At 70.8% G+C, this 5,276-nt stretch carries 5 protein-coding genes and 1 pseudogene; 3 read left to right on the top strand and 3 right to left on the bottom strand.

Annotation, left to right across the window (positions count from 1 at the left end):
- A pseudogene (locus N4P33_RS32255) lies at window positions 1-576 on the bottom strand (hypothetical protein); the annotation flags it as partial.
- A 230-nt stretch (window positions 577-806) separates the two neighbouring features.
- The gene (gene mce, locus N4P33_RS32250; RefSeq protein ID WP_260830490.1) at window positions 807-1,247 is read right to left on the bottom strand and encodes a methylmalonyl-CoA epimerase; all 441 of its coding nucleotides are present in this window, start codon (window positions 1,245-1,247) and stop codon (window positions 807-809) included.
- Between the two features lie 149 nt (window positions 1,248-1,396).
- On the opposite strand from mce, the gene N4P33_RS32245 reads away from it, so the two are divergent.
- On the top strand, window positions 1,397-2,611 hold the full coding sequence (locus tag N4P33_RS32245; protein ID WP_260830489.1) for an acetyl-CoA C-acetyltransferase: 1,215 nt from the start codon (window positions 1,397-1,399) through the stop codon (window positions 2,609-2,611).
- Window positions 2,612-2,657: 46 nt separating this feature from the next.
- The gene (meaB, locus tag N4P33_RS32240) at window positions 2,658-3,614 is read left to right on the top strand and encodes a methylmalonyl Co-A mutase-associated GTPase MeaB (protein ID WP_260830488.1); all 957 of its coding nucleotides are present in this window, start codon (window positions 2,658-2,660) and stop codon (window positions 3,612-3,614) included.
- 62 nt (window positions 3,615-3,676) lie between these two features.
- On the opposite strand, the gene N4P33_RS32235 is transcribed toward meaB, so the two are convergent.
- Window positions 3,677-4,303, bottom strand: a complete 627-nt coding sequence (locus tag N4P33_RS32235; RefSeq protein ID WP_260830487.1) for a PepSY domain-containing protein — start codon at window positions 4,301-4,303, stop codon at window positions 3,677-3,679.
- A gap of 116 nt (window positions 4,304-4,419) precedes the next feature.
- Here N4P33_RS32235 and N4P33_RS32230 point away from each other — a divergent pair, with 116 nt between their 5' ends.
- Window positions 4,420-5,142 (top strand): response regulator transcription factor, encoded by a 723-nt coding sequence (locus N4P33_RS32230; RefSeq protein ID WP_260830486.1) that lies wholly within the window; start codon window positions 4,420-4,422, stop codon window positions 5,140-5,142.
- Window positions 5,143-5,276: the final 134 nt, after the last annotated feature.

The raw sequence follows: 5,276 nt of genomic DNA, 5'->3' as shown, positions 1-5,276 counted from the left end.
CGTGAGCCGCTCGGCCTCCGCGCGGGCGGCGGCCATCGCCTGCTCCGCCTCCGCGCGGGACTCCTCGAGCAGCCGGCGCGCCTGCTGCTCGGTGCGCGCGCGCAGCTGCTCCGCCCACGCCACGTTCTCGTTGACGTGCGACTCGACGTTCTGCCGGCGCTCCGCCAGCTCCTGGTCGAGCTGCTGGCGCCGGGTCACCGCCTCCTGGTGCAGCTCCGCCTGGAGCCGGGCCGCCTGCTCCGCGTGCTCCTGGAGGATCCGCTGCGTCTGCGCGCGAGCCTGGCTCAGCTCCCGCTCGGCCTCCGCGCGCAGCTGGTCGGCCTGCAGCTGGGCGTTGCGCAGCAACTGCTCGGCCTGGTAGCCGATGTCACCGCCGTCGTAGGCGGGCCGGGACATGATGGTGCGCCGCGCCTCGTGCAGCTTGGCGCGCAGCACCTCGACCTGGTAGCCGAGGTCCTCGGCGTGCTGGATCGCCTTTTCCCGCTCGGTCTTCAGCCGCTTCATCTCGGCTTCGAACCGAGAGAGGTGGTCGACGTCAGCCGCCGGCTCTCGCTCCTGGCTCTCGTAGCCCCGCACTGCGCGGTCCCATCCGTCCCCTGGTCGCAAGTCTGGCCGGGCTCCCGTCCATACGCCGAACGGGGCCCCCGGGGAATGGTGTCAGATCAACGGCGGAGCATGGGCTGCTGCCCCGGCGCTCGCCCCCCGAAACCGGACCCCGGTGGTCCTGCCACCCGTGACGGCAGGACCTGGTCACCCTGGATCGAGCGGCGACCGCACCCAACCCTACCGGCCCCTATGTACGTGGGTCAGTGCTCGGACGGTTCAACGGGGGCGGAAGTGACCAGTTCCGTCAGTACGCCGTGGCAGTCCTTGGGGTGCAGGAAGGTGATGCGTGACCCCATGGAGCCGCGCCGGGGCTCTTCGTACAGAACGCGTACGCCCTTGTCCTTGATGTCGGCCGCGTCCCCGTCGACATCCGCCGTACCGAAGGCGATGTGGTGCACGCCCTCGCCGTTCTTGGCGAGCCACTTGGCGACGGTGGAGTCCTCCCGGGTCGGCTCCAGGAGCTGCAGGTAGGAGGCGCCGCCGTCCGAGGTCTCGTTGATCTTGAGCATGGCCTCGCGCACGCCCTGCTCCTCGTTGACCTCGGAGTGGAACACCTCGAAGCCGTAGGTGGCCCGGTAGAACTCCACGGTCTTGTCCAGGTCGAAACAGGCGATCCCGATGTGGTCGATTCGCGTCAGCATGGATTCAGTGCAGCGCTCCCGGCGTGGTTACGCAACGTGCGCGCGATCACACCGAAGGGCCGATGACGCGGTCCCGCACCGCTCAGTACATTCGAAGTAAACCCTCGTTCACTCCTCGGCTGTGCAGGCCGGTAAGGGGATCGCAGCTCATGTCTTCTGCATCTTCCGCAACGAACGGCACGACGTCCGTCATCGTCGCGGGCGCCCGCACCCCGATGGGTCGGCTGCTCGGTTCGCTGAAGTCCTTCTCCGGAGCCGACCTCGGCGGCTTCGCGATCAAGGCCGCCCTCGACCGTGCGGGGATCGGCGGCGACCAGGTCCAGTACGTGATCATGGGGCAGGTGCTCCAGGCCGGGGCGGGGCAGATCCCGGCCCGCCAGGCCGCCGTCAAGGCCGGCATCCCGATGAACGTCCCGGCGCTCACCATCAACAAGGTGTGCCTCTCCGGCCTCGACGCGATCGCGCTCGCCGACCAGCTGATCCGCGCCGGTGAGTTCGACGTCGTCGTCGCCGGCGGCCAGGAGTCCATGACCAACGCCCCGCACCTGCTGCCGAAGTCCCGCGAGGGCTTCAAGTACGGCGCCGTCCAGATGCTCGACGCCATGGCGTACGACGGTCTGACCGACGCCTTCGAGAACATCGCCATGGGCGAGTCCACCGAGAAGCACAACGCCCGCCTCGGCATCGGCCGCGCCGAGCAGGACGAGATCGCCGCCCTGTCCCACCAGCGGGCCGCCGCCGCGCAGAAGAACGGCATCTTCGAGGCGGAGATCACCCCGGTGGAGATCCCGCAGCGCAAGGGCGACCCGGTGCTGTTCAGCAAGGACGAGGGCATCCGCGGCGACACCACCGCCGAGTCGCTCGGCAAGCTGCGCCCCGCCTTCTCCAAGGACGGCACCATCACGGCGGGCTCGTCGTCCCAGATCTCCGACGGCGCGGCCGCGGTCGTCGTGATGAGCAAGGCCAAGGCGCAGGAGCTGGGCCTCGACTGGATCGCCGAGATCGGCGCCCACGGCAATGTGGCCGGCCCGGACAACTCGCTGCAGTCCCAGCCCTCCAACGCCATCCTGCACGCCCTGAAGAAGGAGGGCCTGGAGGTCTCCGACCTCGACCTCATCGAGATCAACGAGGCGTTCGCCGCGGTCGCCGTGCAGTCCATGAAGGACCTCGGCGTGTCCACCGAAAAGGTGAATGTCAACGGTGGTGCGATTGCCCTCGGCCACCCGATCGGCATGTCCGGTGCCCGTCTGGTGCTGCACCTGGCGCTGGAGCTGAAGCGGCGCGGCGGCGGGGTCGGCGCGGCGGCGCTGTGCGGTGGCGGCGGTCAGGGCGACGCGCTGATCGTGCGGGTGCCGAAGGCCTGAGCCTCGGCCCTGTGTTTGCTGGTTGTCTCTCGTGAACGGAGCTGTGATGCAGGACGTCTCCACCCTCGTGGCCCAGGCCAGGGAGGGCAGGCCGCGGGCCGTGGCCCGGCTGATCTCCCTGGTGGAGGGGGCGTCCCCGCAGCTCAGGGAGGTCATGGCGGCGCTGGCTCCGCTGACCGGCAACGCGTACGTGGTGGGCCTGACGGGCTCGCCGGGCGTCGGCAAGTCGACGTCCACCTCCGCGCTCGTCACCGCGTACCGCAAACAGGGGAAGCGGGTCGGCGTCCTGGCCGTCGACCCGTCCTCGCCCTTCTCCGGGGGCGCGCTGCTCGGTGACCGGGTGCGGATGTCGGAGCACGCCTCCGACCCCGGGGTCTACATCCGCTCCATGGCGACCCGGGGCCACCTGGGTGGTCTCGCCTGGGCCGCGCCGCAGGCGATCCGTGTGCTGGACGCGGCGGGGTGCGACGTCATCCTCGTGGAGACGGTGGGCGTGGGGCAGTCGGAGGTGGAGATCGCCTCCCAGGCCGATACGTCCGTGGTGCTGCTGGCGCCGGGCATGGGCGACGGCATCCAGGCGGCGAAGGCCGGAATCCTGGAGATCGGGGACGTGTACGTCGTCAACAAGGCCGACCGGGATGGTGCGGACGCCACGGCGCGGGAGCTGAACCACATGCTGGGGCTGGGGGAGTCCCGTAAGCCGGGTGACTGGCGGCCGCCGATCGTGAAGACGGTCGCGGCGCGGGCGGAGGGCGTCGAGGAGGTCGTCGAGGCGCTGGAGAAACACCGGGCCTGGATGGAGGAGCGGGGCGTTCTGGCGGAACGCCGCAGGGCGCGTGCCGCGCGGGAGGTCGAGACGATCGCGGTGACGGCGCTGCGGGAGCGGATCGGCGACCTGCACGGCGACCGTAGGCTGGGTGCGCTGGCGGAGCGGATCATCGCGGGGGAGCTGGATCCCTACCGGGCGGCGGATGAGCTGGTGGAGGGCCTGACGCAAGGCTGAGCGGCGCCGGCCTATGCCCACCCACCACCCGACTCGGTTGGCTGAATGGGTCCCGTTCGGGATCAGTCGTTGTCGCCCGAGTCGTCGGAGTCCTCGCGGTCCGGGGTGACCTTCGCGGTGTTCAAGGCGACCTTCCAGTCGCCCGCGCCGGACGTCTCGACCTCCCAGACCTTCTCGCCGTCGTCGTCCAGGTCCACCGACGTCACCGTGCCCTTCGCGGCCGCGGCCCTCGCCGCATCCTCCGCGCTCACCGACGCCCCCTTCAGCGCGGCACGCACCTCCGCGGTGTCGTCCTCGTCGTCCTCGTGCGCGCTCAGCACCTTCCCGCTGGCCGGGTCGATCCGCACGCTGTGCCAGGTGTCGCCCTTGCCCAGGACGTCCACTTCCCAGGCCGTCCTGCCCTCGTCGCCGTCCAGGTCCGCGGAGACCGCCGTACCCGGCGTGTGCTTCAGCGCGGCGGCGATCGCCTCGGCCGCGGTCACGTCCGCGGAGGCGGCGGCACGGGCCTCGTCCGGGTCGTCCTCACGACCACCGTCGTCGTCGCGGCCGTCGTCGTCACGCCCCTTGTCGTCCGTCACCCGCGACGTCGGCGTCGCGTCGTCGTCCCCCGACACCGCGAGAGCCGTGGCCGTGCCCCCGCCCAGCAGTGCCGCTGCCGTCACCACGGCGATCACGATGTTGCGCTTCATGAGGATTCCTCCCGAGTCACTGCGTTTTCGACACCCTCAATCTCGCCGAACGACCCTGAGAGCAAGCTGAAACCGCCTGAAGGGTTCTTCAGGTTCCCCCTGCGACCCTTGAGTACATGCGCCCGCCCGTCACCCACCACCACCCTGCCGGAGGCGCTTCGCGCCGCCCCTTTCGATTCTTGATCGTCGAGGACGAAAAACGCCTCGCCCTGTCGCTCGCCAAGGGACTCGCCGCCGAGGGTTACGCCGTGGACGTCGTCCACGACGGCCGGGAGGGCCTGCACCGGGCCGCGGAGGGGACGTACGACCTGGTGATCCTCGACATCATGCTGCCCGGCCTGAACGGCTACCGCGTCTGCGCCGCCCTGCGCGCCGCCGGACACGACGTGCCGATCCTGATGCTCACCGCGAAGGACGGCGAGTACGACGAGGCCGAGGGCCTGGACACCGGCGCGGACGACTACCTGACCAAGCCGTTCTCCTACGTCGTCCTCGTCGCCCGCGTCAAGGCGCTGCTGCGCCGCCGCGGCCAGGGCGCCGGCGCCTCCCCGGTCCATGTGCACGGCGACCTCAAGGTGGACACCGCCGCCCGCCGGGTCTTCCTCGGCGAGGACGAAGTGACGCTCACCGCGAAGGAGTTCGCCGTCCTGGAGCAGCTCGTCCTGCGGGCCGGGGAGGTGGTGTCCAAGGCGGAGATCCTGGAGCACGTCTGGGACTTCGCCTACGAGGGCGACCCGAACATCGTCGAGGTGTACATCAGCGCTCTGCGGCGCAAGCTGCGGCCCGCGCTCATCCGGACCGTGCGCGGCGCCGGTTACCGGCTGGAGGCAGCGGCGTGAACCGTCTGTTCGGCTCCGTCCGCGCCCGGGCGACCCTCGCCGCGACGCTCGTGGTCGCCGTGGCGCTGGTCGCCGCCGGGGCGGCCGTGCTGCTCTCGCTGCGCTCCAACCTGATCGGCGAGGCGGGCACCCGC

The organism is Streptomyces sp. 15-116A, assembly GCF_025290915.1.
Taxonomy (GTDB): Bacteria; Actinomycetota; Actinomycetes; order Streptomycetales; family Streptomycetaceae; genus Streptomyces.
Note: the sequence above shows the minus strand (reverse complement) of the source record. Positions and strands in the feature narration are given on the sequence as shown.